This is a genomic window from Verrucomicrobiia bacterium (assembly GCA_026414565.1).
Taxonomy (GTDB): Bacteria; Verrucomicrobiota; Verrucomicrobiia; order Limisphaerales; family Fontisphaeraceae; genus Fontisphaera.
Genome location: JAOAIT010000018.1, coordinates 53,523 through 78,765 on the forward strand (window position 1 = coordinate 53,523; position 25,243 = coordinate 78,765).

The 25,243-nt window shown below is 60.5% G+C and carries 18 protein-coding genes, 1 tRNA gene and 1 pseudogene; 9 read left to right on the forward strand and 11 right to left on the reverse strand.

Annotation, left to right across the window (positions count from 1 at the left end; genetic code table 11):
- Positions 1-132: 132 nt before the first annotated feature.
- On the reverse strand, positions 133-843 hold the full coding sequence (locus N3J91_04545; protein MCX8155709.1) for an HAD-IA family hydrolase: 711 nt from the start codon (positions 841-843) through the stop codon (positions 133-135).
- A gap of 314 nt (positions 844-1,157) precedes the next feature.
- On the opposite strand from N3J91_04545, the gene N3J91_04550 reads away from it, so the two are divergent.
- Positions 1,158-1,784: a DUF1080 domain-containing protein gene (locus tag N3J91_04550; GenBank protein ID MCX8155710.1), complete on the forward strand. Its 627-nt coding sequence runs from the start codon at positions 1,158-1,160 to the stop codon at positions 1,782-1,784.
- A gap of 19 nt (positions 1,785-1,803) precedes the next feature.
- On the opposite strand, the gene N3J91_04555 is transcribed toward N3J91_04550, so the two are convergent.
- The 4 genes from N3J91_04555 to secA all read right to left on the reverse strand — a co-directional run bounded on the left by N3J91_04555 (position 1,804) and on the right by secA (position 8,984).
- Positions 1,804-2,760, reverse strand: a complete 957-nt coding sequence (locus tag N3J91_04555; protein ID MCX8155711.1) for an exo-alpha-sialidase — start codon at positions 2,758-2,760, stop codon at positions 1,804-1,806.
- Positions 2,761-2,979: 219 nt separating this feature from the next.
- A complete protein-coding gene (locus tag N3J91_04560; GenBank protein MCX8155712.1) occupies positions 2,980-4,398 on the reverse strand; it encodes a TonB-dependent receptor in 1,419 nt (472 codons plus the stop codon).
- Positions 4,399-4,524: 126 nt separating this feature from the next.
- A complete protein-coding gene (locus tag N3J91_04565) occupies positions 4,525-5,865 on the reverse strand; it encodes an immunoglobulin domain-containing protein (GenBank protein ID MCX8155713.1) in 1,341 nt (446 codons plus the stop codon).
- A gap of 41 nt (positions 5,866-5,906) precedes the next feature.
- Positions 5,907-8,984 carry a preprotein translocase subunit SecA gene (secA, locus tag N3J91_04570; GenBank protein ID MCX8155714.1) on the reverse strand — a complete coding sequence of 1,026 codons (3,078 nt, stop codon included), beginning with the start codon at positions 8,982-8,984 and terminating at the stop codon, positions 5,907-5,909.
- 518 nt (positions 8,985-9,502) lie between these two features.
- Between secA and N3J91_04575 the strand changes: the two are divergent.
- The 7 genes and pseudogenes from N3J91_04575 to N3J91_04605 all read left to right on the forward strand — a co-directional run bounded on the left by N3J91_04575 (position 9,503) and on the right by N3J91_04605 (position 16,398).
- Positions 9,503-9,787, forward strand: a pseudogene (locus N3J91_04575) (NYN domain-containing protein).
- A gap of 173 nt (positions 9,788-9,960) precedes the next feature.
- Positions 9,961-10,851, forward strand: a complete 891-nt coding sequence (locus tag N3J91_04580) for a DUF268 domain-containing protein (GenBank protein ID MCX8155715.1) — start codon at positions 9,961-9,963, stop codon at positions 10,849-10,851.
- Positions 10,848-11,939: a glycosyltransferase family 4 protein gene (locus N3J91_04585; protein ID MCX8155716.1), complete on the forward strand. Its 1,092-nt coding sequence runs from the start codon at positions 10,848-10,850 to the stop codon at positions 11,937-11,939. Before N3J91_04580 ends, N3J91_04585 begins: the two co-directional genes overlap by 4 nt.
- 84 nt (positions 11,940-12,023) lie before the next feature.
- A complete protein-coding gene (locus N3J91_04590) occupies positions 12,024-12,416 on the forward strand; it encodes an iron-sulfur cluster assembly accessory protein (protein ID MCX8155717.1) in 393 nt (130 codons plus the stop codon).
- A gap of 23 nt (positions 12,417-12,439) precedes the next feature.
- On the forward strand, positions 12,440-13,060 hold the full coding sequence (locus N3J91_04595) for a DnaJ domain-containing protein (GenBank protein ID MCX8155718.1): 621 nt from the start codon (positions 12,440-12,442) through the stop codon (positions 13,058-13,060).
- A gap of 140 nt (positions 13,061-13,200) precedes the next feature.
- Positions 13,201-16,044 (forward strand): DNA topoisomerase III, encoded by a 2,844-nt coding sequence (locus N3J91_04600; protein MCX8155719.1) that lies wholly within the window; start codon positions 13,201-13,203, stop codon positions 16,042-16,044.
- Between the two features lie 69 nt (positions 16,045-16,113).
- The gene (locus N3J91_04605) at positions 16,114-16,398 is read left to right on the forward strand and encodes a TMEM14 family protein (GenBank protein MCX8155720.1); all 285 of its coding nucleotides are present in this window, start codon (positions 16,114-16,116) and stop codon (positions 16,396-16,398) included.
- 15 nt (positions 16,399-16,413) lie between these two features.
- Here N3J91_04605 and N3J91_04610 read toward each other — a convergent pair whose 3' ends face one another.
- The 5 genes from N3J91_04610 to N3J91_04630 all read right to left on the reverse strand — a co-directional run bounded on the left by N3J91_04610 (position 16,414) and on the right by N3J91_04630 (position 20,822).
- Positions 16,414-17,007 (reverse strand): response regulator transcription factor, encoded by a 594-nt coding sequence (locus tag N3J91_04610; protein ID MCX8155721.1) that lies wholly within the window; start codon positions 17,005-17,007, stop codon positions 16,414-16,416.
- 22 nt (positions 17,008-17,029) lie between these two features.
- Positions 17,030-17,103, reverse strand: a tRNA-Gly gene (locus N3J91_04615).
- A gap of 98 nt (positions 17,104-17,201) precedes the next feature.
- A complete protein-coding gene (locus tag N3J91_04620) occupies positions 17,202-17,939 on the reverse strand; it encodes a hypothetical protein (GenBank protein MCX8155722.1) in 738 nt (245 codons plus the stop codon).
- A gap of 65 nt (positions 17,940-18,004) precedes the next feature.
- Positions 18,005-19,579, reverse strand: a complete 1,575-nt coding sequence (locus N3J91_04625; GenBank protein ID MCX8155723.1) for a DUF1957 domain-containing protein — start codon at positions 19,577-19,579, stop codon at positions 18,005-18,007.
- 82 nt (positions 19,580-19,661) lie between these two features.
- A complete protein-coding gene (locus N3J91_04630; GenBank protein ID MCX8155724.1) occupies positions 19,662-20,822 on the reverse strand; it encodes a DUF4912 domain-containing protein in 1,161 nt (386 codons plus the stop codon).
- Positions 20,823-21,488: 666 nt separating this feature from the next.
- Between N3J91_04630 and carB the strand changes: the two genes are divergently transcribed.
- Positions 21,489-24,692 (forward strand): carbamoyl-phosphate synthase large subunit, encoded by a 3,204-nt coding sequence (gene carB / locus N3J91_04635; GenBank protein ID MCX8155725.1) that lies wholly within the window; start codon positions 21,489-21,491, stop codon positions 24,690-24,692.
- Positions 24,693-24,723: 31 nt separating this feature from the next.
- On the opposite strand, the gene N3J91_04640 is transcribed toward carB, so the two are convergent.
- Positions 24,724-25,212: an adenylyltransferase/cytidyltransferase family protein gene (locus tag N3J91_04640; protein MCX8155726.1), complete on the reverse strand. Its 489-nt coding sequence runs from the start codon at positions 25,210-25,212 to the stop codon at positions 24,724-24,726.
- Positions 25,213-25,243 lie beyond the last annotated feature (31 nt).

Below are 25,243 nucleotides of genomic sequence, written 5' to 3' on the forward strand. Positions count from 1 at the left end.
GGTCGCAGAACCTCTGCGAGCACATGCCGGGAGAGATTAAGGAAAGTCTTGACATCGTCAATCATGTTTTAATGAATTAGATATTCTAATCTACTGAGAGCGAGTTTAGCGGGGTGAAAGCTGAGCATTAGCTCAGGTGTTTTCGCTGGAAAGCAGCAGATGGCCGCCAGCCAGTTCCACGACGGTGGGCACCTCGAGCAGGGAGGTGATTTGGCCGGCCGTTTTGTGCAAGGCGCCACGGACCAAATGCAAGGTTTGCAAGCCGGCCGATCGCGCTCCCTCCACATCTTCCAGATAATGATCGCCCACATGGAGGATTTGCTCTGGCGGCAGGCCAAGCTGGCGGACAGCGATTTCAAAGATGACCGGGCTGGGCTTGTTAAAGGCGACTTCGCAGGAGGGGACGATGACATCAAAAAAACCGGTCAGCTTGAAAGCGGAGAGCAGGGGACGCAGACGGTTGTCCCAGTTGGAGATGACGCCCATCGGAATTCCGTGACTGGCCAGTTCGTCGAGGGTGGGCAGGACATCTTCAAACAAGTGCCAGGCCTCCACGTGGGCGAATTCCTCGTACAGTGCGGGGTAAAAGGCCTCCGGCAGCCGGTCTGCATGGGCGCCAAAGGTGCGGCGTACCAGGGCAAACCAGGCTTCCTGCGAGTAATCAAACTCCCCTTTTTGGCGCCATTCACGCGCAAAATTTTCCTCCAATTCCGCGGCGGATGCCGCCTGCAACCCAAACTCGCGCGCCACGCGGGCATAGATCTCTCCCACGGGCTGGGCCGGCCGGAGCAGCGTGCCCCCCGCGTCAAAAGTTACGGCTCGAATGGGTTTGGTGTCGAGCATGTGTACAGGTCATTCTTAGCTTAAGTGGGGCGGGATACCAAATGTTTTTTCGCCCGCGGGTCGAGGCAGTTCAGGGGGGCGAATGGACAGAGCCGGGCAAGGGGGAAAATCGGAGGCAGCAATCACAGGAAACGCCCGGTCCCTCTGTTAGGATGAGGGTGAATTCAGCGTTGGCTCGGGGAGGGGTGGGTGGTAGGCTTCGAGGCATGAAAATGACATCCTTCCTACTGAAGCCCTTGGCTGGTTTGGTTGTCGCTGCGCTTTGCCTTGTGGGGCAGGGTTGCGGCGTGAAGACCACCCACACGATTACGTCCATGCGACCCATGTTTAACGGCAAGGATTTGCAAGGTTGGGAGGGGGTGCCGGGCTGGTGGGAAGTTAAGGATGGGGTGATTGTGTGTGAAAGCACGCCGCAAAAGCCGTGCAACAAGAGCCATTACTTGATTTGGAAGGGCGGGGAGCCGGGGGATTTTGAATTTCGTTGTCAATGGCGCATTACGGGACCGGCCAATTCGGGGATTCAATTTCGCAGCAAGGCGCTGGCCGATTATGACACTTGGGGATACCAGGCGGACATTGATGCCGCAGGAGAATATGTGGGGTGCCTCTATCAACATGAGCGGGGACTGGTGGCCAGGCGAGGCGAGAAAGTTCATTTTGACAAAGACGGCAAGCGGACGGTGACCGTCTTTGCCCGTGCTGAGGACTTGCTCAAGGTCGTCAAGCCGGGGGACTGGAATGAATATCGTGTCCTGGCGCAGGGGCCGGCCATTAAATTATGGATCAATGGCGTGTTGATGTGCGAGGTGGAGGATTATCAACCGAAGTTTGCGCTGCCCAAGGGGGTGATTGCCCTGCAAATGCACCAAGGCCCGCCGATGAAGGTGGAATTTCGGGAGCTTTATATCCAGGAAATGCCCGCAGCGGCTTCCGCCAAATGAGGCACGGGCAGGGATCTGGTCAGGGCAGCCTGGCCAGGTCTATAACGGCGTGTTTGATGCGCAGCCGTTTCCAAGTGTAGGTGATGTGGAGAAGCCCGTCGCGGGTTTGAATGACGGCGGGGTACGAATATTCGCCCGGGGTGTCTTCAAGGGTAAGGACGGGTTGCCAATTTTGGCCGTCATTGGAGAGAGCGACATTCAAGGGGGTGCGGCCACGGTCGGTGTGATTGTAAACCAGGACGTGGCGGCCGTCCTTCAGGGTCAGGGCGTCCGTGCCGGCATTGGGGTTGGGCAGGTCAAGTGTGGTCATGGGGCCCCAGGTTTTTCCCTGATCACTGGACCAGATTTGGAAGATTTTTCCCTGACGGGTGCGGCCGACGGCCTGCAGGCGGCCGTTGGGGTGAATCAGGAGGCTGGGCTGAATGGCTCCCAATTCCTTGCCGTCGTTTACGGGCCCGATTAATTCCCAAGTACGGCCGAGGTCGGGAGTGCGCTCGAAGTGCACGCGCCAGCCGGCGTGTTCGGAACTGGAGCCGCAAAGGATGTCGCCATTGGGGAGTTGGATGGGCTTGTTTTTTACGGGGCCGAGGATGTCTTCGGGAAGACGGCGGGGGAGGCTCCAAGTTTGTCCGGCATCATCGGAGGTCATTAACATGCCCCACCAGGTGGAGGGGCTGGGGCCAACTTTGTAAAAAAGCATCAGCGGCCCCTGGCGGGGCTGGAAGAGGACTGGGTTCCAGCAGGGATAGCGTTTGTTGGCATGTTGGATGCCATTGGCGACTTCCACCGGTGTGGACCAGCGGCCTTCGCGATGGCGGGAAAGCCAGATGCCGACATCCGGATTTTGCTCGTGGCGGCCACCGAACCAGGCGGCCACGAGGCCCTCGGCAGTTTCGACGAGGGTGGAGGCGTGGCACTGGGGGGTGGGTTGTTGCTCGAAAATGAACTCGGAGAGCACGAGGGCATTGGAGGCCATGGCGGCAGGGGGCGGGGGTGTTTGTGGCCAGATTTGAAACGCGCCCAAGGTCAGCCAGATACAACCACCGAGAGCCAGAAGATAAATGCGCTGCATGGCTGTCATGGTGGGAATTCCGGGCAGAACGGCAAGAGCAAAGCGACGCACTTTTGGGCACCGTCAGTTTGCACGTCTGGACCGGCTTTCCAGGCTGGCCCCGCAACCGGGACATCGTTGCCCTCAGGTGGCGGCGGGGGCAGGCTGCCAGCCGAAGAGGCGGCGCTCTTTGATGATTTGAACCACTTGCGGCGGGACCAGGGATTCCCATGAGGGATCGCCGCGTTGGAGCCGGGCCAGGGCGTCGGCCGAGGTGATGTTCAGGCAGGTGGGATCGTAGTTGCGGATGTCCTCGATGAATTTCTTTTCGCGCAAATAAGCATAAAGAGGGCGGAGGTGCGGCTCGGGTTGAAAAGTCTCCGCGTTGATGAGCTGGCCGGTTTGGGGATCGCGCATGGGATAAAGGTAAAGTTTCAAATCATTTTTGAAGAGCCGGCCGAAGGATTCGAGAATGCCGCCCTCGAGGTCGGTATAAAACTTTTCGGAGAACAGCTCGCGCAGGGCGGGGGCGCCGATGGCGATGCCGATGCGTTTTTTGGTATGGCGAAAAAGGTAATTGGCGAGGCGGAAGAAACGGGCGTAGTTGGAAATGAGCACGGTCTGGCCCAGCGTCCCCAGGATGTCGGCACGATCCAAAAAATCGCGATGGTCAATGCCGCTGGGGGAGGTGGTGAGGCTGCGCAGGGTCATTTCCATGATGACGGCGACTTCCGCGGGGTCGGCCTGGGCGTCCTGGATGAATTGGGCACGGGCATTTTGGAGCAGGTCGAGGGTGAGCCGGGTGACGGGGCGGAAATTGCCGCGCTCGACGAGGATGGGGCGTTTATAAAGGTATTCGGCGGCCTGCACCACTTCGCCGTCGGCGGTGAACATGGCCGCATCCGTCAAGCCGTGGCTGACCAGTTCGAGGCTCATCAGGCGGTTGTCCACGCCCGCGAAGGCGGGGCCGGAAAAACGGACGAGGTCCACCTCGACGCGTTCGGTGGTGAGGTTGTCCAGGAGCGACATGATGAGGGCGCGCGGCTGTTGATGAAAGTAGAGCGCCCCATAAATGAGGTTGACGCCCATGACGCCCAGCGCCTCCTGTTGCATGACGCTTTCGCGGTCCAACATGCGGACATGAATGATGATGTCCGAGGGTTCACCGCGGGGTTCGGTCTGGAAGCGAATGCCCAGCCAGCCGTGGCAGTCGTTATTGCCGCGGAAACTCTTAACGGCCACGGTATCGGCAAAGACAAAAAACCGGGTGGTGGCTCCGCGCTTGGCGTCCAGCCGTTCCACAAGGAGCTGATATTCATGGTCCAGCATGGTGCCCAGGCGTTGACGGCTGACGTAGCGTTTGCACTGGCCGTAAATAGCGTCGCTGAAGGTCATGTCGTAGGCGGACATGGTTTTTGCCACGGTGCCCGCGGCGCCGCCGACGCGGAAGAACCAGCGCGCCACTTCCTGGCCGCCGCCAATTTCGGCAAAGGTGCCGTAGGAAGTGGGGTCCAGATTAATCTGCAACGCTTTTTGATGGGTCCCGAGGATTTCCCGGCTCATGCGTGGCTATATTAGCGTAAAACTCAATAATGACGAGTGCGATTTACAACAGACATGGAAGGAGGCAGGCCTGTGACACAGCCTGCTGGTGACAGGTTTCGCGGAGACGGACCGGCCTGCGCACCGTCAAGGCAGAGTCTGGCGGAGTCGGTAAAAGCGTTGCGAAGAGGGGGGCGCACTGTCACTTATGGTTTTCAGGGTGCCGTCCCCCGGCACGGTGAGCAGCGGCGTCCAGTTGGTGCCGCGCAAGGTGTTTTGGTATTCGAGGGTGTAGTGAAAACCGGGGAGGGTGTTTACCTGCAGGGAGAACTGGCCGGCTTGCAAGCGGGGTGACTGCAGCCGCGGGGCGGGGAGGAAGGTGACTTCATCCAGGTAACCGGCGTCGTCGCCAGCGCTGCCGGCGCTGTCTTTCACATACACCCACTCGAGCACGGCGCGGCCGGGGGGGACGGGGAAGGTGCGTTTTTCCCAATCAACTTCAGCGTAGATGAAGTCTTGTTCGACGTTGTTGATGGTGAAGCTCAGAGCGTCGCCGTCACTGGAGACTTTCCACCAGAAGGAGATGAATCCCGGGCCGGTGACGGTGGTGCTGATGGCGCTGGCTTCGTTGTCAAAGAGGGGCGGGGATTGAGCTGCAGCCACGCCGTCATGGGTGGTGACGCTTTGCGGTTCCCAAGGCGCAAAGGGGGTGGTTTCCCAGAGCAGGTGAGGGGCATTGAGGGCGACCGCCAGGGGGTCGAGAGTGACGGTGACGCGGGCGGTTGCACTGGTCACGACGCCAAAAGGATTGCGGACAACGAGCCGATAGGCGCCGGCCTGGTTGGTGAACACGCCGGGGATGCGCAAGACGGCCTGAGTGGCGCCGGCCAGCGGGGAGCCATTAAAATACCACTGATAAGCCAGAGGGAGACTGCCGGAGACAAAAGGGTTTAGAATCAGCTCGTCGCCGGCCAGGATGTCCACGTTGGCGGGGTCGCGGATCACCCGGGGCGGGTTGTCACCGGGGGTGAAGGTGACTTCATCGAGCCAGGCGGCGTCGCCCATCATGGAAAATCCGGGCAACTTGGCGTACGTCCATTCCAAAACGTGTTGACCGGCGGGCAAGGGAATGCTCACCAGCTCCCATTCGTATTCGCCATTGATTTCCAGGGTTTGGCCGAGGACGCTGAAGCGGAGGTAACCCAATTCATAGTCGGTGGAAACCTTCCACCAGAATTCAATCCGGCCCGGGCCGGTAACGGTGGTGCGGAGCCAGGAGGACTGGCCCGCGGACAAGAAGGCCGAGCGCGCGGCGCTTTCATCGTCATGGGTGATGTCGAACACCTCCACCCAGGGGCGGTCGGGGCTGGTGGACCAGGGCAGCGCGGGATTGAGGGCACTGCCGAGGTCGGCATAAGCGGCCAGGGAGCAAAGAAGGAAGAGGCCTTTCCACGGAAGGAAACTTCGTAACGCGCGCGGAGTTAACATAAGTGATTCCTCATGGGGCCTGGCGGGCTGAAGGGGCCGGGTCAGCGGCCGCAACAATGCTTGTATTTCTTGCCGCTGCCGCACGGGCAGGGATCGTTGCGGCCTACTTTGGGGCCGGTGCGCACCGGTTTGGCCTTGGCGAGGGCCTGGTTGGCTTCGCTGACAATGTCGCTTTCCTTGCGCGGGGGCGCGGCGCCAGGCTCTGCGGCGGGGGCTGAGCCAAAGGCGGAGGTGCTTTCATGCACGGTCTGTTGCGGCAGGCTGCGGAGGAAATTTTCGAGGGCCATGAGGCTGGAGGCGCTGCTGAAGATGTTGTGGCAAACCTCGGATTTGATGTCCACCATCAGTTCGTCAAACATCTTGTAAGCCTCGGCCTTGTATTCGATGAGCGGGTCGCGCTGGCCATAGGCGCGAAGGCCAATGGCGTTGCGGAGGCTGTCCATGTTGTAGAGGTGCTCCTGCCAGCGGCGGTCAATGGCGGTGAGGATGGTGTAGCGTTCAATTTTTTTAAGCGCGTTGGGCTCCTCAAATTGCACCTTGAGTTCGTAGGCATCGCGCACGGCCTTGATGACGGCCCGGCAGACGGCCAGTTGGGCGGGGGTCATGCCATCGAACATGGAGCCGGGGACGGGGGATTCGGTGGCGGTGTCGGCGATCTGAGCCAGTTGCTGTTCGGGCAGGGAGATGGGGAAATTGAGGTTGATCCAGTCGGCCAGGCCGCGCAGGTTCCATTGGTCGCGCTCCTCGTCCGTGGTGATGAATTGCATCACCTTGGTCTGCACCACCTCCTCCATAATGTCCATCAGGCGGTCCCGGACGTCGTCGGCGTGGATGATTTCATTGCGGAACCTGTACACGACTTCGCGCTGTTTGTTCATGACGTCGTCGTACTCCAGGACGCGCTTGCGGATTTGGAAGTTTTGCTGTTCGACCCGCTTCTGGGCCGATTCAATGGAGCGGTTGAGGAGCGGGTGCTGCAATTCCTGACCCTCCTCATAGCCCATTTTTTCCATGACCTTGACGATGCGGTCCGAGCCGAAGAGGCGCATGAGATCGTCTTCCAGCGAGATGAAAAAGTGGGAGGAACCCGGATCCCCCTGGCGGGCGCAGCGTCCGCGCAACTGGCGGTCAATGCGGCGGGCCTCGTGCCGTTCGGTGCCGATGACATGCAGGCCGCCCAGGTCGGCCACGCCGGGGCCGAGCTTGATGTCGGTGCCACGTCCGGCCATGTTGGTGGCGATGGTGATGGCGCCACGCTGACCGGCACGGGCCACGATTTCCGCCTCCTGCTGGTGGTATTTGGCGTTGAGGACGGAGTGAACCAGACCCACGCGCTGGAGCATGCGGGAAAGGTGCTCGCTGGTTTCCACGGAAACGGTACCCACCAGGATGGGTCGGCCCTGGGCGTGGATTTCCTGGATCTCCTTGAGGACGGCCGCGAATTTTTCCCGTTTGGTTTTATAAACGGAGTCGTTGAAGTCCTTGCGGATGCAGGGTTTGTTGGTGGGGATGACCAGCACGCCCAGCTTGTAAATGTCGTAAAATTCCTGTGCTTCGGTTTCCGCTGTGCCGGTCATGCCGGCCAGCTTGGTGTACATGCGGAAGTAATTCTGAATGGTGATGGTTGCGTAGGTTTGGGTTTCCTTTTCCACCTCAACGCCCTCTTTGGCTTCCACGGCGGAATGGAGGCCGTCGCTCCAGCGGCGTCCGGTCATCAGGCGGCCGGTATTTTCGTCCACGATGATGACTTTATTATCCTGCACGACGTAATGGACATCGCGGAGGTAAAGGCAGTAGGCCTTGAGGAGCTGGGAGATGCAGTGGATGGTTTTGGCTTTTTCTTCAAACTGGGCCTGAGCCCGGGCTTTCAGTTCAGCGCGCTTGCGCGGGTCGGTTTCCGGGCCGGTGTCAATGGCATGGTAGAGGGAAATCAGGTCCGGCATCACGAAGGCATCCGGGTCATTGGGGCTGAGGAATTTGCGCCCTTTTTCGGTGAGGTCGGCCTCGTGGGTCTTCTCGTCCATCGCAAAGAACAACTCCTCCTTGGTGGCGTACAGCTCCCGCTTGGACTGGTCGGCGTGGAGCTGAAGCTCGGCGTTGTTCATGAGGCGGATGTTTTCCGGATTTTCCAGCAGACGCATCAGGCCTTCGGAGCGTGGCTGGCCCATTTTGACTTTGAAGAGGAGCAGGCCGATCTGGCGTTCGAGTTCCTCGGGGTTCTGCGGGTTCGAGCCGTCCTCGGGATGCAGCTTTTTCATGAGCTCCTCGGCTTCGCGCAGGAAGCGGTTGCACAACTGCTCCTGGGCGCGCACGAGGCGTTCCACCATGGGTTTGTGTTGAAGGTAATGATCGTTGTCGGCGTTAACGACGGCGGGGCCGCTGATGATGAGCGGGGTGCGGGCTTCATCAATCAGAATGGAGTCCACCTCGTCCACAATGGCATAGTAGTGGCCGCGTTGGACCTGCTCTTCCGCGGTGGTGGCCATGCCGTTGTCGCGGAGGTAATCAAAGCCGAATTCGGCGTTGGTGCCGTAGGTGATGTCACAGTAATACTGCTCGCGGCGGACGGAGGGAGGCTGGTCGTGCAGAATGCAGCCGACAGTGAGGCCGAGGAAACGGTACACCGCGCCCATCCATTCGCTGTCGCGGGCGGCGAGGTAATCGTTGACGGTGACCACATGCACGCCGCGGCCGGTGAGGGCATTGAGATAGACGGGGAGGGTGGCGACCAGCGTTTTGCCTTCGCCGGTGGCCATTTCGGCGATGCGTCCCTTGTGCAAGGCCCAGCCGCCCATGAGCTGGACATCAAAGGGCACCATATCCCATTTGAGGGTATGGCCGCGCACGACGATTTCGGTGCCCAGAAGACGGCGGCAGGCATTTTTCACGACGGCAAACGCCTCGGGCAGGATGGCATCCAGCTCGCGCTGCAATTCGTTATTATCCTGAATGGTGGATAATCTGGCTTTCCAGGCGGCGGTTTTCTCGCGCAACGCCTCGTCGGGGAGGCTTTGGAGCTCCTGCTCAAGCTGGTTGATTTGACGCACCAAGGGCAGGAGGCGCCGCAATTCACGGTCATTTTTTGACCCGAAAATCTTTTTAATGATGTACCCTAGCATGTTGCCTACAGTGACGAAGTACCCTACGGGAGAACCAGGCCATCGTCAAATGCGCAGATTTTAACGCGGGCCACCGGCGGCGGGGCGGGGCGGGTGGGAGTTTCTGTTGCGGTGCGCCCGTTAATGCCGTATGGTGACGTTCTGCTGTTGCCTGAGAACAGGCGGCAATCTGACCTTCCCCGGTGATGGCCGCGGAAGGAGAGGTATCTAATAAAGGCATTATGAAAAAAGTGGCGTTATTGATTGATGGCGGGTGGTTCACCAAAGTGCTGCGCAAAGAACTGGCGGAGACAGTTTCCAATGGCCATGCGCGCCGGCCCACGGTGACGGCGGAGGTGGTACGCAAGAATGCGTTGTTGGCGCTGGATAGCGACGAGGAGGAGCCGTGGCGCATTTTTTATTATGATGCCTATCCCTATGATGGCATGGTGACCAATCCAGTTGATGGAAAGTCCACTGACTTTGGCACCAGTCCCACCAATGCATACGCCACCAAGCTGTTCAAGGAACTGGGCCAGATGGACTTGGTGGCCCTGCGACGCGGTGTGCTCAAACCGCGCGGCTGGCTGTTGACGGAGAGTTTCGTGCGCGAATCGCTGGCCGCGGCACAAAACAACGCCCCGGTGCCGGCCCTGGAGCCGGAGGATGTGACTTTTGCTCTGGAGCAAAAGGGGGTGGACATCCGGGTGGGTTTGGATGTGGCCACGCTCGCCATCAAACGCCTGGTGGACCGGCTTTTGATTTTCTCGGGGGATACCGATATCGTGCCGGCGATGAAACTGGCGCGGCGGGAGGGTTTGCAGGTGGCGGTGGTGGAAGTGGGGGGCACGCGTCTGAGCGCCGAGCTGGTGGAGGACGCGGATTTCCTCCGGCACATTGAGCCGGTGATGTAGGCCGCATCAAGGTCAGCTCCGATGCCACGGCGGGGCGGGCGCCTCCGGGGATTGGGGTAATCAATCGGTCAAGCAACGGTGGTATGTCGTGGAAAGATGGGATTCGCCGACATCGGCAGGTGCATCGGAGCATGAAGCACCTGATGTCGGTTGTCTTGGCGCCTTGGTGCCGGCTGCGCGGCAAGCCACCTGCATTGATTCCGCGGCGGCTGAGGGCAGCGTTTACCTTAGGGGGGAAGATCGAGGTTTTGTATGCCTACGTGGACGGTTCGCGAGCGGTGCCCTATCGCTACAGCCGGGAGCGCATCGCCGAGGTTTGTCGGCGGGTGGCGGCGGGCGAAATGGGGCATTATGGGGGAGTGGATGCGTGGTTGTATGCGGCGCTGGCACGTTATCCAATTGCCGGGCAGCGGGTGGCCATCATGGGCAGCGCGGATCAGGGCTATGGTCCGTGGTATGAGGGGGTTTGCCTGCATTATGGCGCCCAGCCGGTAACGGTGGACTATAATCCCGTTGAATTTGAGGATGAACGGCTGCAATTTATGCGGGCGCCGGTGGACTTGGCCCGGGTGAGACCCTTTGATGCGGCATTGTCCATTTCCTCGTTTGAGCATGACGGTTTGGGGCGCTACGGCGAGCCTTTGGATCCGGATGGAGATTTGAAGGCGATGCAGCTCATGAAGCGCCTGATTAAACCGGGGGGCCGCCTTTTCCTGACCGTGCCGGTGGGACGGGACAAGGTGGTCTTCAACATTCATCGCATCTATGGCCGGCTGCGGCTGCCCCTGCTGTTGCAAGGTTGGAAGGTGGAAGATCGTTTCGGTTGGGAGGAGGCCGCGCTGGATCGGGACACAGGGTTTGGGTGGGAGCCGGTGGAATATGTGCGCGGGAAAGCCGGGTGGGAGGCCCGGCTCCTGCATCCGGGTTGTCCAGAATACGCTCCCGTGTGGGTGCTGCGCAACGAACCGGCATGAAAATCCTGATCATCAAACGGGAGTCGTTGACGCGCGCCGATGGCATCAGCCAGTTCATTTTCTCTCTGGCGGGAGCCTGGTTGCGGGAAGGGCATGAGGTGGTATGTGCTGCCACGCATGGCACCCGGGTGGAGGAGGGGGTGCGTGAACTGTATGAGATGGAGCGCTATCCGCAATTGGATGTGCTGCAACCGGTGGCGCACCTGGCGGACTGGCGCAAGTTTTTCACGTGGCGACGGCATGGAGCCGCCTTGGAGAGGCGGCATCAACCGGATTTGATTCTCATCAACGGCGCGGTGCCGGTGCGGTTCAAGGCGCGCACGATTTTGGTGGCGCACGATGTGGAGCGGCGATGGTTGGGGCCGCTGGGGCCGCTGGGGCGCATTTTATATAAGAGCATGACCTACCGGCTGGTGGAACAGGTGGTGACGACCTGCCCGGAATTGGTGGCCCCGGTGGCGCGGGAATGCCGCCTGGAGCCGCAAAGAATCACGGTCATTCCCACGTGCATTGAAGTGCGGCGGTATGCCGGGCTGCCCGTGAGCCACCGGCAGCCCTTGATTCTTCACCTGGGACAACAGGATTACAAGCAACCCCAGGCGTCTTTGCAGGCATTGGCCCTGACGCAACATCGGGAGGCGCGGCTGGTGGTGACCGGCAAGGAGGAGCGGGCATTTATGCGGGTGTTGCAAAAAATGCCGGCGGAGGTGCAACGCCGCGTGGAGTTGCCGGGGGTGGTGCCTGTGGGGCGGTTGAAGGAGCTGCTGGCGGTGGCACGGGTGGTATCCATCCCTTCGCGCTATGCGCATCCGGTGGCGTCACCCACAGCGCTGGAGGCGCTGGCCAGCCATACGCCGGCGGTGTGTTCGTCCAGTGTGTCCACCTTGATGGCGCGCGATGGGGAAACCTGTTTTGTGGAAGACACCGCGGCAGGCATGGCGCGGCGGTTTGACAAACTGCTCACGGATGACACGGTTTGGCAGCGGCTATCGGGGCGTTGCGAGGAAATCAAGCAGCAATTCGATGCGGCCACTGTGGCGGCCCAATACCTGGCACTGGCCGGAAAAAGCAACCGGGGGACCCTCTGATGGAGTGAAATGCCCCGGGTTAAGCCCTCGACGGCGGGGGGGGCGAGTTGACGCAGGGGCGGTGCGGGGATAGTATGGTGATATATGATAGCGGCTTCTGCGAATCAAAACCAACCTGCGGCGGCGGTGAATTATCGTGTGGGGGACGAGCGGCTGGTGCGGGTGACTCCCAGCGCAGGAGAGAAGGTGCGCTCGTTGTTACAGAAACAAGGGCGCCCCAACGGGGTGCTGCGGATTGCCGTGGTGGGCGGAGGCTGTTCGGGGCTGCAGTACAAAATGGATTTGCAGGATGGCCCGGCCAACCGGGACATTCTGGTGGAAAGCGGGGGCATTCGCGTGGTGGTGGATCCGAAAAGCGCGCTGTATGTGACGGGCAGTGAACTGGATTATGTGGATGCCTTGCAGGGGGGCGGCTTCAAGGTGAAGAATCCCAACGCCGCCACCACCTGTTCGTGTGGGGAAAGTTTCAGCGCTTAAACCGGCCAACCTCAGCTTCCGGGATGACGGATTATTTTGCTCTGCTCAATGAACCACGGCGGCCGGCGCTGGAGGTGGAGGCTTTGAAAGAACGCTTTCTGAAGCTGTCCAGCAGCGTGCATCCCGACCGTTTTCATCATGCATCGGCAGCCGAGCGCCAGGCGGCCACGGAGCGTTATGCGGAGTTGAATGCCGCGTTCCAGTGTCTCAGCGAGCCGAAGGAGCGGTTGTTGCACTTGTACGAGTTGGAAACGGGTCAACGTCCCAAGGACATTCAGCGCATCCCGCCGGGGACGATGGATTTGTTTGTGGAGGTGGGGCAGCTTTGCCGGGACGTGGATGCTTTTCTGGCGGAGCGGGCCAAAGCGGAGTCGCCGATGGTCAAAGTGCAACTTTTTGCGCGCGGGCTGGAATGGGTGGACAAGCTGCAACAGGTGCAGGCGCATGTGAACGCCAAACGCGAGGAGCTGCTGGCCGAACTGGAGGGACTCAATGCGGTGTGGGAAAAGGCGCCGCCGCCGGGCGATCCCGGACGGGTTGCGGCCCTGCCGTTGGAACGGCTGGAACAGATTTATCGGGTGTTGAGTTACATCCAACGGTGGTCCGGTCAATTGCAGGAGCGCCTGGTGCAGTTGTCCTTATGAGCCAGCCCTGCGGGCGGAGAGAGCCATTTGGGGATTGCATTTTCCGCGGAGGCGTGTTTTAAGCGGCATTTCTTGACGCCGGCGCCGGAAGAGGCCGTTGGCGGCAAGCGGCCTCCAGCGGGGGTGAGCAGGCAGAGAGCATGGGCAAAGCATTAATCATTGCGGAGAAACCGTCCGTGGCCCGCGACATCGCGAAGGCCCTGGGCGGTTTCAAGTCACACGACGATTATTTCGAGAGCGACCAATATGTGCTGGCCTCGGCGGTGGGGCACTTGTTGGAGCTGGCAGTGCCGCCGCAGTACGAGGTACAGCGCGGCAAGTGGTCTTTCGCCCATCTTCCGGTCATTCCGCCGCACTTTGATTTACAGCCGATTGAGAAGACCGCCTCCCGCCTGCGGCTGTTGGAGCGGCTGATCAAGCGCAAGGATGTGGACAGCCTCATCAACGCCTGCGATGCCGGGCGGGAGGGGGAATTGATTTTCCGGTATATTGTCAAATACACAGGCACGCAAAAGCCCATTCGGCGGCTTTGGTTGCAATCCATGACGCCGGCGGCCATCCGGGAGGGATTTGCCGCGTTGCGCAGCGATGAGGAATTGCAGCCGCTGGCCAACGCGGCCATCTGCCGTTCGGAGTCGGACTGGCTGGTGGGCATCAATGGGACGCGGGCCTTGACGGCCTTCAACTCGCGCAGCGGCGGTTTTCAGAAGACCACGGTAGGACGGGTGCAGACGCCCACGCTGGCCATTCTGGTGGAGCGCGAGCATAAGATTCGCAAATTTGTGCCGCGTGATTACTGGGAGGTTCACGCCACCTTCACCGCCGAGGCGGGCACTTACACGGGCCGCTGGTTTGACGAAAAGTTCACCAAGGACAAGGAAGACAGCGACTTGCGGCCGGAGCGATTGTGGGACGCGCAGCGGGCGGAGGACATTCGCGCCCGCTGTTTGGGCAAGCCGGGGGTGGTCACCGAGGAAAGCAAGCCCACGACCCAGCTTTCTCCGCTGCTGTATGATTTAACCTCATTGCAACGCGAGGCCAACAGCCGCTTTGGTTTTTCAGCCAAAGCCACCCTGGCGCTGGCGCAGGCGCTATACGAGAAACACAAGGTCATCACCTATCCGCGCACGGACTCGCGGGCGTTGCCGGAGGATTATCTGGGGACAGTGCGGCAGACCCTGCAGGCCATGGAAGGCACGGAGTATGCATCGTTTGCGCACACGGTGCTGGAGCAGGGCTGGGTGCGGCCCAATAAACGCATTTTCAACAACGCCAAGGTGTCCGACCACTTTGCCATTATTCCCACAACGCTGCCGCCGAAACATCTGACGGACGCCGAGGGCAAGATTTATGACATGATCGCCCGCCGGTTTTTGGCGGTATTCTACCCGGCGGCGGAGTATCTGGTCACCACGCGCATCACCCGCGTGGAGGGCGAGCCGTTCAAGAGCGAAGGCAAGGTCATGTTGAATCCCGGCTGGTTGACGGTTTACGGGAAGGAAGCCCCGGCTGATGATACTCCTTCTCTGGCGCCGGTGCAGGCGGGGGAGGCGGTGAAGACCACGGAAATCCAAGTGGAGAAATCTCAAACCCGTCCGCCGCCGCGGTTTACAGAAGCCACCTTGTTGAGCGCCATGGAAGGGGCGGGCAAGTTGGTGGAAGATGAGGAATTGCGTGAAGCCATGGCGGCCAAGGGCCTGGGGACGCCGGCCACGCGGGCAGCCATTATTGAGGGGTTGATTGAGGAGAAATACGTGGTGCGACACGGGAAGGAGCTGGTGCCGACGGCCAAAGCGTTTTCGCTCATTGTGCTCTTGAACGGCCTGGGCATCCCGGAACTGTGCAAGCCGGAGCTGACGGGGGACTGGGAGTTCAAGCTCAAGCTGATGGAGCGGGGGCAAATGCGGCGCGAAGATTTCATGCGCGAGATCGAGGCCATGACCCGCCATATCGTGGAGCAGGCGCGCAATTATCAAAGTGACACGGTGCCGGGAGATTTTGGCGAGCTGAAAACGCCCTGTCCTCGTTGCGGGGGGTTAATCAAGGAGAATTATCGCAATTTTCAATGCCAGAAATGCAGTTTCAACTTCCGCAAGATTGTGGCCGGCCGCATTCTGGAACACGAAGAGGCGGAGGAACTGGTGGCCAAAAAGGTCATCGGCCCCCTGCAAGGTTTTCGCAGTCAGAAGGGCTTGCCCTTCGCCGCCATGCTGCGACTGGCCGAGGACGGGAATATTGAACTGGATTTTGGAAACGGGGACCGCAAGAACGGCAACGGAGAGCAGGGGGAAAAGAGCGAGGCGGCAACGGTGGATTTCACGGGCAAGGAGCCCCTGGGCAAATGTCCCAAGTGCGGTGGGCGGGTTTTTGATGCGGGCATGTCGTACCTGTGCGAGAAGGCCGCAGGGCCGGAGAAGACCTGCGATTTCCGCACCGGCGCCGTCATTTTGCAGCGCAAGATTGCGCCGGAGGAAATGCGCCGTTTGCTGGCCGAGGGCAGGACGGAGCTGCTCAAAGGGTTTGTGTCCAAACGCAACGGGCGAGCCTTTGACGCGCACCTGGTGCTGGGCAAGGATGGCGCGGTGGGTTTCGAATTTGCCGCGCGCCCGGCGCGGGCCAAGGCCCGGGCCAAATCCGCGGAGCAGCCGCCGCCGCCGAAGCTGGATTTCAGCGGCCAGCGGCCCCTGGGAAAATGTCCGCGCTGCGGCGGGAAGGTGTTTGAAGGCCCCGAGGCTTACGTGTGCGAGCGAAGCCAGTTGGCCAGCCGCGCCTGCAAATTCAAAGTGGGCAAGGTCATTTTGCAACAACCGCTGGAGGCCGCCCAGGTCATCAAGTTGCTGCAGGATCGGCGCACTGACGTGTTGAGCGGCTTTATTTCCAAAAAGACGGGCAAGCCCTTCAAGGCAGCGCTGGTGCTGGATGAAAAAGAGCGCGTGAGTTTTGAGTTTCCCGAGCGCGAGCCGGCCTCCCCGAGCGCCTCGTGACAAACTCTGTTTCGTCCGTGGGGGCGGGTGTATTTGCCGCCGGGCAAATACCGCATTATCTTGGCGGGCATGACGAAGATTGTTCTCTGGATCTATGTGGTGCTGCTCGTGGCGGGTGGCTTCATAGGGTATCTCAAGGCCGGCAGCCTGATTTCGCTGGTGACTTCGACGGCTTTCGCCATTCCCCTGGCGCTGTGCGCGCTGGGCATTTTGCCGATGTGGGTGGGGCGGCTGTTGACGGCGGTGCTGGTGGGATTTTTTGCCTTCCGTCTGTATAAGACGGGCAAATTCATGCCGGCGGGCATGATGGCGGTGGTATCGGCGATTGTTCTGCTGCTGCTTTTCCTGCTGTGAACCGTTACGGCAGCATCACTCGAATTTGCGGGCTTCGCGGGCGGCACATTCCGGGCAAAGGGCGCGATTGAAGCGGATATTGGCGTGTTCAGCGAAATAGGCGTCCACCTGCTGCCAATAATTGTCATCGTTGCGGACTTTCTTGCACATGACACAAATGGGCAGCAGCCCCTGCAGGCGTTTGACATGACTCATGGCCTGCTCCAGCTCGCGGATGCGAGTGCGTAATTCCTCCTGCAGTTGAACCACGCGCAGGCCCACCCGCACACGGGCTTCAAGTTCCACGGGGTTGAAAGGCTTGGTGAGGTAGTCATTGGCGCCGGCCTCCAGACCGGCCACGATGTGCTCCGGCTGACTGAGACCGGTGACCAGGATCAGGTAGAGGTGGCGCAGGGCAGGCACGTTGCGCACCCGACGGCAGATTTCGTCGCCGTCCACGCCGGGCATGCGCCAGTCCAGCACCGCGAGAAGGGGGCGATTCTCGGCCTGCAGCGCCTCCCAAGCCATCTCGCCATCGGGACAGGAAACCACTGACAACCCCATGCGTTTCAAGATGGTCTCCAGCATTTCGCGCGAGGCGAGGTCATCTTCAGCCAGCAACACTTTCATAAAGATGGGGTGATTAAAAAAATGGAGCGGGCGATGGGAATCGAACCCACGTGTGAAGCTTGGAAGGCTTCCGTTCTACCATTGAACTACGCCCGCACGACTTGTAAAAGATAATCGCCCCGGCCTGGGGGACAATAAAAAATTTTGTGGCCGGCCCGAAGGACAAGCCGGGGTATGTTCTGTCCAGCGCCTGCTCACCACCACACGTCAATGGTTTTAACGGGAGAGGGGTTCATGTCATAGCGCATTTGGAGGCGTTGCAACTGGGCGCGCAGTCTGGCTCGGCGCTCGGCCCTTTCCGCGGGGCTGAGGGCCAGCTCCTCCGGGGCGTCGGGCATGCCGGCGGCCTTGAGCTGCCGGGATTCCATTTGCACCCAGCGCCAAAGTCCCATGACGTAAGTATAGCGCTCGTAACGGTTGGGCTCGATGGCCCCCAGTTCCAACGGCAGGCGGCCATAGGGTTGCCCCAGCTTGAGATAGCCGATGGTGTCAAAACGCGCGGGATCGGCGGGGGGATTGGGCGAGCCGGTGCAATCAATGTACACCAAGCCTTTGTCGGTGGTTTGAAATGCGTTCAGGGCATGGCCAGGGCCGCGCTGGAAACGGACGCCCACGAGGGCACAACGAATGCCGGCAGCCTCGGCAGCGTTGTGAAGCGCCACCGCGAATTCGGTGCAGGCAAACTGGCCCGTGCGGTAAGGTAATTGATTGACCTGGTTGCTTTGCACAAAGGCCAACACCTGCTGGAAGGGCACGTCTCTGGCCTGGGGGTTGTTGCGCAAGGTGACAGGTTGCCCCTGGGCATCCACCAGCCGCCAACCCTGCCGGGAAATCAGCCAGGGCGATTCCACCAGCGCAGCGGCGGCTTTGGCTGCCTCGAGTCCTGAGGAGACCGCGAAGGCAATCAGCAAAGCGTGGAGCCAGCGTGGCACATTACTAATTTAATGCCGGGGCTGCAGGACAGCAAACCCTCACGGCATCGAGATCGCGAATTTCCTCATGCCCAGTAGAGGTGGTTCAGGTTGGGGAAGAGATTGTCGGTCCCTTCGAGGCGTTTGAGGTAATTTTCGGAGACGCGCGTGGCGGTAAGCTGTTCATGGAGAGCGATGAAGCGCAGGAGGTGATCCTTGACCCGGCGCCGGGCATAATCGGGGCTGGTGCCAGTGCGAAGGATGAAGGGCCAGTCACTGGCCTGGGCCAGCAACAGCTCGCGGGCGGCCTGCTGCAAGGCGCGCAGGGTCACTCCTTCGGCGGAGGGGAAGCGGCGGGCCAGTTGGGTCATGCGTTCCTGCGCCACGTGCAGGTGGGGCAGAATCCATTGGTTGGATTCATTAAGCCAGAGCTTGCAATAGCCTTCCTCGCCCCAGCTTGAGGTGCTGGGAGTGGCGATCTGATGGGTGGGATGGCGGCGCAGGTACTGGCTGGGGGTGATCAATTCAATTTGATGTTGGTCGCAGCACAGTTTGCGGACGTAGAAATCAAGGAATTGCGGGCCTTCATACCACCAATGGCCAAACAATTCGGCGTCATAGGGGGAGACAATGAGGGGGGGCAGGTCCATGACGGTGGCCAGCTCGGCAATTTGTTTCTGACGGGATTCCAGAAAATGAGCGGCGTGGGCGGCGGCGGCATCGCGGGCCGCGGCGGGTTGATAGACCAATTTGTGCGGCGTATCGCCGGTGATCTGGTAGTATTTGAAGCCTGTGAAACCGCGCAGGTCAGGACTGGGCAGATAAGGGCGCACGTAATCGAAATCGAGGTCGTAGCCGATGTCGCGGTAGAAGTCGCGATAACGGGGATCGCCCGGATAGCCCTCATGGCGGCTCCAAACCTGCCGGGCAGAATCCAAATCCCGGCCAAAGGCGGCAATACAGTTGGGGGTGTAGAGTGGGGCGAATACGCCGTAACGGGGCCGGGGCTGAGCGTGCAGCACGCCATGGGTATCCAGGATGAACCAGCGGATGTTGGCTTCCTGGAGCACTTTTTCCACGCCGGGGGCGTAGGCACATTCAGGGAGCCAAACACCCCGCGGTTCACACCCGAAACATTCGCGGTAATAATCCCGCCCGATGAGCAGTTGAGCCCGCACGGAAGGGGGATGCTGAGCCAACAGAGGGAGGAGGGCATGCGTGGCGGCGCAGGCAACCAACTCCACGCGGCCCTCGTTTTGCAGGCGGGCAAAGGCTGCGACCAAGTCCCCCTGGCAGGCCTGCCATAACTCGCGGGCGCGGCTCAGGCGATGATGGTACATCCAGGCCAGCTCATGGAAAGCACGATCCCAATGCGTGCGATGAATTTCCTTCTCGGCCAGCTCAATCAAGCCGTTGAGGTGGCGTTCATAGCGGGAGCGAAGGAGGGAATCCCGCAGCATGGCACAGAGGGTGGGAGAAAGGTTGAGGGTGAGAGGTGCATTCAAACCGTCCCGTTGCCAGCCTTGAATGACCTCCAGCAAAGGCAGATAGGACTCGGTGATGGCCTCAAAGAGCCAGTTTTCCTCCAAAAATTTGGGGTGCTCTGGATGCCGTACAAACGGCAGATGCGCATGAAGAATGATGGCGTGGTAACCTAGCATGTTGTGTAGCCGAAATAAGATGTTGGATGCATCCCCCCAGACGTGCGCCCGGGGGGAGGATAAAACCTATGGTTGGGCAGCCTCAAAGATTTTCGGGCAGCGGCGGTTGCAAAGCAGGGTCTTGGGGATGCAGGCCGACTTCGCCCTGGTACTCGGTGCGCCGGGTAAAATGCAAATCGGCACCCCGTCCTTCCGATTTATCCGCGGAAACAGCGACGATGGGCAGGTCAAATTGACCGTCGGGAAGGGCAAACCGGTAGCTGAACGAGCCATCAGGGCGTAATTGAATGGGGCGGCCGGCGATGGTGACGGAGGCATCCGGCTCGGTGGCGCCATAGATTACCAGCTCGGCATTGACGTTAAACCAGAAGCCTTTGGGGCCGGCCGGCTGGCCCCCGAAGGGACTGGCCAGACTGGCCAAACTGATCGGCCCGGCAGGGCCAGCGGGTTGGGGAATGGCGGCCTGAGAGGCAAGCTCGTGGGCCAGGCGTCGCCGCACGAGTTCCGTGATTTCCAGGGAGCCAATCCAAACACGGCGCACCGCGTCGAGGGAAATGATTTGGGCCAGCGCCTTTTCCTGCTCAGGTGTCCACGTAGCAGGGAGCACAGCCCCGGGCACCTGCAGTTCTCGTGGCACGTTGCCGGTTTGCGCCGGGGCGGGGGCGTCGGTGGCTTGGGGTTGGACAATTTCCGCAATGGCCTGGGCGAGCGGCAGATGCTGGCGGGCGGCTTCTTTGACCACCTCAACCAGGCGTTCAAAGGGAACATCGGGAGGGACGGTGGCAAAGCGAGCCGAGACGTCGTCGGCCAGACTGTCTGGCGGGGTGAGGGTGGCTTCGGACTCGGCCACCTTCTGCCAGCGGCGCTGTTTGTTATAGTAGCCGAGCTGGGCAAAGTAACGCGCGCCGCCCTTGCCCACGTGCACAAACCAGTTGCGGGATTCGGGGTGCACGGCGACTTCGGTATGGGGGTGGTCCGAAATCTTGTCCAGAAAGACGCGCAAGGTGAGATGGCCCTCGGCGGCGCGGCGATTAAACCGGCGCAATTGTTCGGAGGTAAAGTCCCACCAGGCATACAGCCAATGCGGATCCCGAGCGGTCAGCAACAACATGCCGGTGCCGTAGGCTTCAGGCAGCTCGCCCGGTTCGCCCGCGGCTACGTGAGCGGGCGGCGGGGTTGGCCCCAGGGCAAATTTTTGGCCCGGCCCATGCGCGGGAGGTGGCGGGGGGACATCACCTTCCATTAAAATAGGAGGGACGGGGACTTTAGCGGGGCGAGCCGTTTTTTTTCTGGGGGCCGGTTTGGCTTTTTGCGGCGGGACTGAACGGGAAGGTTGCTGGGAGCGGGGAGGCTCGGTTTTGGCGCCGGCCTGAGGAGTGGGCGAGCGTTTGAGGGTTGTTTTGGCGGGTTTGGCAGTGGTCTTGGGGGCGGGAGTTTCTGCCTTTTTGGCGGCCTTGGGCGGCGTTTTGGGCGTTTTCCTGGTTTTCATGGCAACGCACAGACTGCAGGCACGTTTTGTGCCAACTGCCAGAATCATACCCACCACGCGTGGCAACGTCCAATCAAAATGAAAAAATGGGCTGCGCCAAGCATGTGCTGACGGATGGCGGGGCGGGCGGTCAGGGAAAGGCGATGGGCAGGTTGGGAGGTTTTTTCTGGTTGTGGGGTTGACATTCAACTGGGTTTAAGGCAAACCGGCTCCGGTCATCCACTGGCAGGGGTTGCAGAACTCCCGGCCACATCCGCGAATCGCCCCCGCGATTCCTCTGCAGATCGGCCGAGGCAGCCGGTTGCAGAATCCTGACTTGGGAAAGCGCGGGATCGGCCCGAGGTGGGCGGCGGCTGGCGGCGGCAGGATGGCGTTGGCGCGGCACGCGTTTCAATCATTCATGTTTCTGGAGGAACTACCATGCCCAAACGTGACGATATCCATAAGGTCCTGATCATTGGTTCTGGTCCGATTGTAATTGGTCAGGCGTGTGAGTTTGATTATTCGGGCACCCAGGCCTGCAAGGCCCTGCGGGCGCTGGGGTATCAAATCGTATTAGTCAATTCCAACCCGGCCACCATCATGACCGATCCGGGCATGGCAGATGCGACTTACATTGAGCCGCTGACAGTGGCGAGCTTGACGGAAATCATTGAGAAAGAACGGCCGGATGCGCTGCTTCCGAATCTGGGGGGCCAGACCGGCTTGAATTTATCCTCCCAACTGGCCAAGGCGGGTGTGCTGGCGAAGTATGGAGTGCGGGTCATTGGGGTGGATTTGGATGCCATCGAAAAAGGCGAGGATCGCATTATTTTCAAGGAGACCATGAAGCGGCTGGGCATTGACATGCCGCGCAGCGCCCCGGCTTTTTCGGTGGAGGAGGCGGAAAAGGTCGCCGCCGAGCTGGGCTATCCTGTGGTGGTGCGGCCGGCATACACGCTGGGCGGGACGGGGGGCGGACATTGCTACAACGTGGAGGAATTGCGTACCGTGGCCAGCCGTGGATTGGATGCCAGCATGGTGCATCAAATCCTGATCGAGGAGTCGGTGCTGGGGTGGGAAGAGCTGGAGCTGGAGGTGGTGCGTGATGCCAAAAATCAGATGATTACCGTCTGCTTCATTGAGAATGTGGACGCGATGGGGGTGCACACGGGGGATTCGTATTGTGTGGCGCCGATGCTGACGATTGAGCCCAAGCTGCAGGCCAAATTGCAGGAATACGCGTATCGGATTGTGGAGGCGATTCAGGTTATCGGGGGGACCAATATACAGTTTGCGCATGATCCGAAAACGGGGCGGGTGGTGGTGATCGAGATCAATCCGCGCACTTCCCGATCCTCCGCGCTGGCCTCCAAGGCGACGGGTTTTCCGATTGCCCTGATCTCGGCCAAGCTGGCAGCCGGGTTGACCCTGGATGAAATTCCCTATTGGAAGGAGGGAACGCTGGAGAAGTACCAGCCCTCGGGAGATTATGTGGTGGTGAAGTTTGCGCGCTGGGCCTTTGAGAAATTCCGGGGCGCGCAGGACAAACTGGGGACGCAAATGAAGGCGGTGGGCGAGGTCATGAGCATCGGCAAGACCTACAAGGAGGCGTTGCAAAAGGCGATTCGTTCGCTGGAGAACGGACGTTACGGGTTGGGTTTTGCCAAAGATTTTCACCAGAAACCACTGGAGAAACTGCTCCGGCTGCTCAATGAGCCGAGCAGCGAGCGCCAGTGGATCATGTATGAGGCGCTACGCAAGGGGGCGACGATTTCCGATTTGTACGCGCGGACGCATATCAAGCCGTGGTTCATCCAGCAAATGAAGGAGTTGGTGGAATTGGAGGAGAAAATGCTCAAGTTCAAGGGCAGGCGGCTGCCGGATGATTTGTTGATACAGGCCAAGCGGGACGGTTTCGCCGATAAATACCTGGCCCAGATATTGGGGGTGCCGGAGCGGGAAATTCGCGAGCGGCGCACCGCCCTGGGCGTGGTGGAGCATTGGGATGCGGTGCCGGTGAGCGGCGTGGAGAACGCCGCCTATTACTATTCGACTTACAACGGGCCGGACCGGGTGCCGGTCAGCGGGCGCAAAAAGGTGATGGTACTGGGGGGCGGGCCCAACCGAATCGGGCAGGGGATTGAGTTTGATTATTGCTGCGTCCATGCCGCATTTGCGCTGCGCGATGCTGGTTACGAGACCATCATGGTCAACTGCAACCCGGAGACGGTTTCCACCGACTACGACACGTCGGACAAACTGTACTTTGAGCCGTTGACCGTGGAGGACGTGCTGGCCATTTATCAGAAGGAAAAGCCGGAGGGGGTGGTGGTGCAGTTTGGCGGGCAAACCCCGCTCAACCTGGCCAATGAACTGGCCGCCAACGGGGTGCGCATTCTGGGCACCAGTCCGGACATCATTGATCTGGCGGAGGATCGGGATCGCTTTCGCAAGTGCATGGAGCAGATGGGCATCCCCATGCCGGAGTCGGGCATGGCGAGCACGTGGGAGCAGGCGCGGGAGGTGGCGGGCCGGATTGGGTATCCGGTGATGGTACGGCCTTCGTTTGTGTTGGGCGGGCGCGCCATGGAGGTGGTACATGACGAGGAGATGTTGCACGAGTACTTCGCCAAGGCGGTGGATGTGTCGCCGGAGCGGCCCATATTAATTGACCGTTTTCTGGATAATGCGATTGAAGCGGAGGCGGATGCGCTGGCGGACGGCACGGATGCCTATGTGCCGGCAATCATGGAGCATATTGAGCTGGCGGGAATTCACTCAGGCGACAGCGCCTGCGCCATTCCGCCGGTGACGCTGCCGGGGCGGCATCTGAAAACCATTGAAGAATACACCCTGCGCATCAGCCGGGAGTTGAAGGTGTGCGGCGTGATGAACATCCAGTATGCCATTTGCCGGGACAAGGTCTATGTGCTGGAGGCCAATCCCCGGGCTTCGCGCACCGTGCCGCTGGTGTCCAAGGTGTGCAATGTGCCGATGGCCCGGCTGGCCACGCGGCTGATGTTGGGCGAGCCGTTGCACCGGTTGGGAATGCAAAAGCGACGGATTCCTTATGTGGGCGTCAAGGAGGTGGTGCTGCCGTTCAACATGTTTCCGGAGGTGGATCCGGTTCTGGGGCCGGAGATGCGCTCGACCGGCGAGGTGCTGGGGCTGGCGCCGAGTTTTGGGCTGGCCTATTTCAAGGCGCAGCAGGCGGCCATGCCGGCCCTGCCGTTGCAGGGCACGGTATTTATTTCAGTGACCGATGCCGACAAGCCGGCGGTGGTGGATATTGCGCGGCAATTCCTGACGCTGGGCTTCCGACTCAAAGCCACGGCGGGCACCTGGGAGTACCTCAATAATCACGGGGTGAAGTGCGAGCGCACATTCAAGCTGCACGAATATCAGCGGCCGCATGTGGTGGACGAGATCAAGAGCGGAGAGGTCCAATTGATCATCAACACGCCGATTGGGCGGCGGAGCGCCACCGACGATTCCTACATTCGTCAGGCCGCCATCAAGTATAAAATCCCGTATGTCACCACCCTGGCGGCGGCCCGGGCGGCGGTGGTGGGTATTACGGAATGGCGGGCGGGCAAGGCCACGGTGAAATCATTGCAGGAGTATCACCGGCAGATCGAATAGGACGCTGGCCAAGAAACCGGACGGGTGGGCATTAAGGGCCTTCCTGCAGGCGGCGGAGCAGGTGGGTGGTGGAAAGGCCGGGCACACCGGGCAGGATGAGCACCTGACCGCCCAGTTTTTCCACCAACCGGCGTTCGTCCTGGTTGATGGTGTCCAGGGTGTAATCCCCTCCTTTGACATACACCTCCGGGGCCAACAATTCGAGGACGGCCCGGGCATCGGGCTCGTCAAAAATGGTGACGGCGTCCACGCACGCCAGCGCGGCGAGGACGCGGGCGCGATCGGCTTCACCATTGATGGGTCTAAGGGGGCCTTTGAGGCGGCGGACGGAGGCGTCGGAATTCACGGCCACCAAAAGGGCATCGGCGGTCTGGCGGGCGGCTTCCAGATAAGTAACGTGGCCGGCATGGAGCAGGTCAAAGCAGCCATTGGTCACGGCCAGCCGCCGGCCCGCGCGACGGAGATTTTCGCGCCAGGCGGGCAAGTCGCTCCGGGACAAGATTTTAGCCAGCGAATTCACGGCGGAGAAGTATGGCGGTTTTGCGCCGGAC

Coding starts and splice junctions, on each gene's coding strand:
- N3J91_04545 (MCX8155709.1), bottom strand. CDS start 843: ATGCTCGACACCAAACCCATTCGAGCCGTAACTTTTGACGCGGGGGGC.
- N3J91_04550 (MCX8155710.1), top strand. CDS start 1,158: ATGCGACCCATGTTTAACGGCAAGGATTTGCAAGGTTGGGAGGGGGTG.
- N3J91_04555 (MCX8155711.1), bottom strand. CDS start 2,760: ATGGCCTCCAATGCCCTCGTGCTCTCCGAGTTCATTTTCGAGCAACAA.
- N3J91_04560 (MCX8155712.1), bottom strand. CDS start 4,398: ATGAGCCGGGAAATCCTCGGGACCCATCAAAAAGCGTTGCAGATTAAT.
- N3J91_04565 (MCX8155713.1), bottom strand. CDS start 5,865: ATGTTAACTCCGCGCGCGTTACGAAGTTTCCTTCCGTGGAAAGGCCTC.
- secA (MCX8155714.1), bottom strand. CDS start 8,984: ATGCTAGGGTACATCATTAAAAAGATTTTCGGGTCAAAAAATGACCGT.
- N3J91_04580 (MCX8155715.1), top strand. CDS start 9,961: ATGTCGTGGAAAGATGGGATTCGCCGACATCGGCAGGTGCATCGGAGC.
- N3J91_04585 (MCX8155716.1), top strand. CDS start 10,848: ATGAAAATCCTGATCATCAAACGGGAGTCGTTGACGCGCGCCGATGGC.
- N3J91_04590 (MCX8155717.1), top strand. CDS start 12,024: ATGATAGCGGCTTCTGCGAATCAAAACCAACCTGCGGCGGCGGTGAAT.
- N3J91_04595 (MCX8155718.1), top strand. CDS start 12,440: ATGACGGATTATTTTGCTCTGCTCAATGAACCACGGCGGCCGGCGCTG.
- N3J91_04600 (MCX8155719.1), top strand. CDS start 13,201: ATGGGCAAAGCATTAATCATTGCGGAGAAACCGTCCGTGGCCCGCGAC.
- N3J91_04605 (MCX8155720.1), top strand. CDS start 16,114: ATGACGAAGATTGTTCTCTGGATCTATGTGGTGCTGCTCGTGGCGGGT.
- N3J91_04610 (MCX8155721.1), bottom strand. CDS start 17,007: ATGAAAGTGTTGCTGGCTGAAGATGACCTCGCCTCGCGCGAAATGCTG.
- N3J91_04625 (MCX8155723.1), bottom strand. CDS start 19,579: ATGCTAGGTTACCACGCCATCATTCTTCATGCGCATCTGCCGTTTGTA.
- N3J91_04630 (MCX8155724.1), bottom strand. CDS start 20,822: ATGGAAGGTGATGTCCCCCCGCCACCTCCCGCGCATGGGCCGGGCCAA.
- carB (MCX8155725.1), top strand. CDS start 21,489: ATGCCCAAACGTGACGATATCCATAAGGTCCTGATCATTGGTTCTGGT.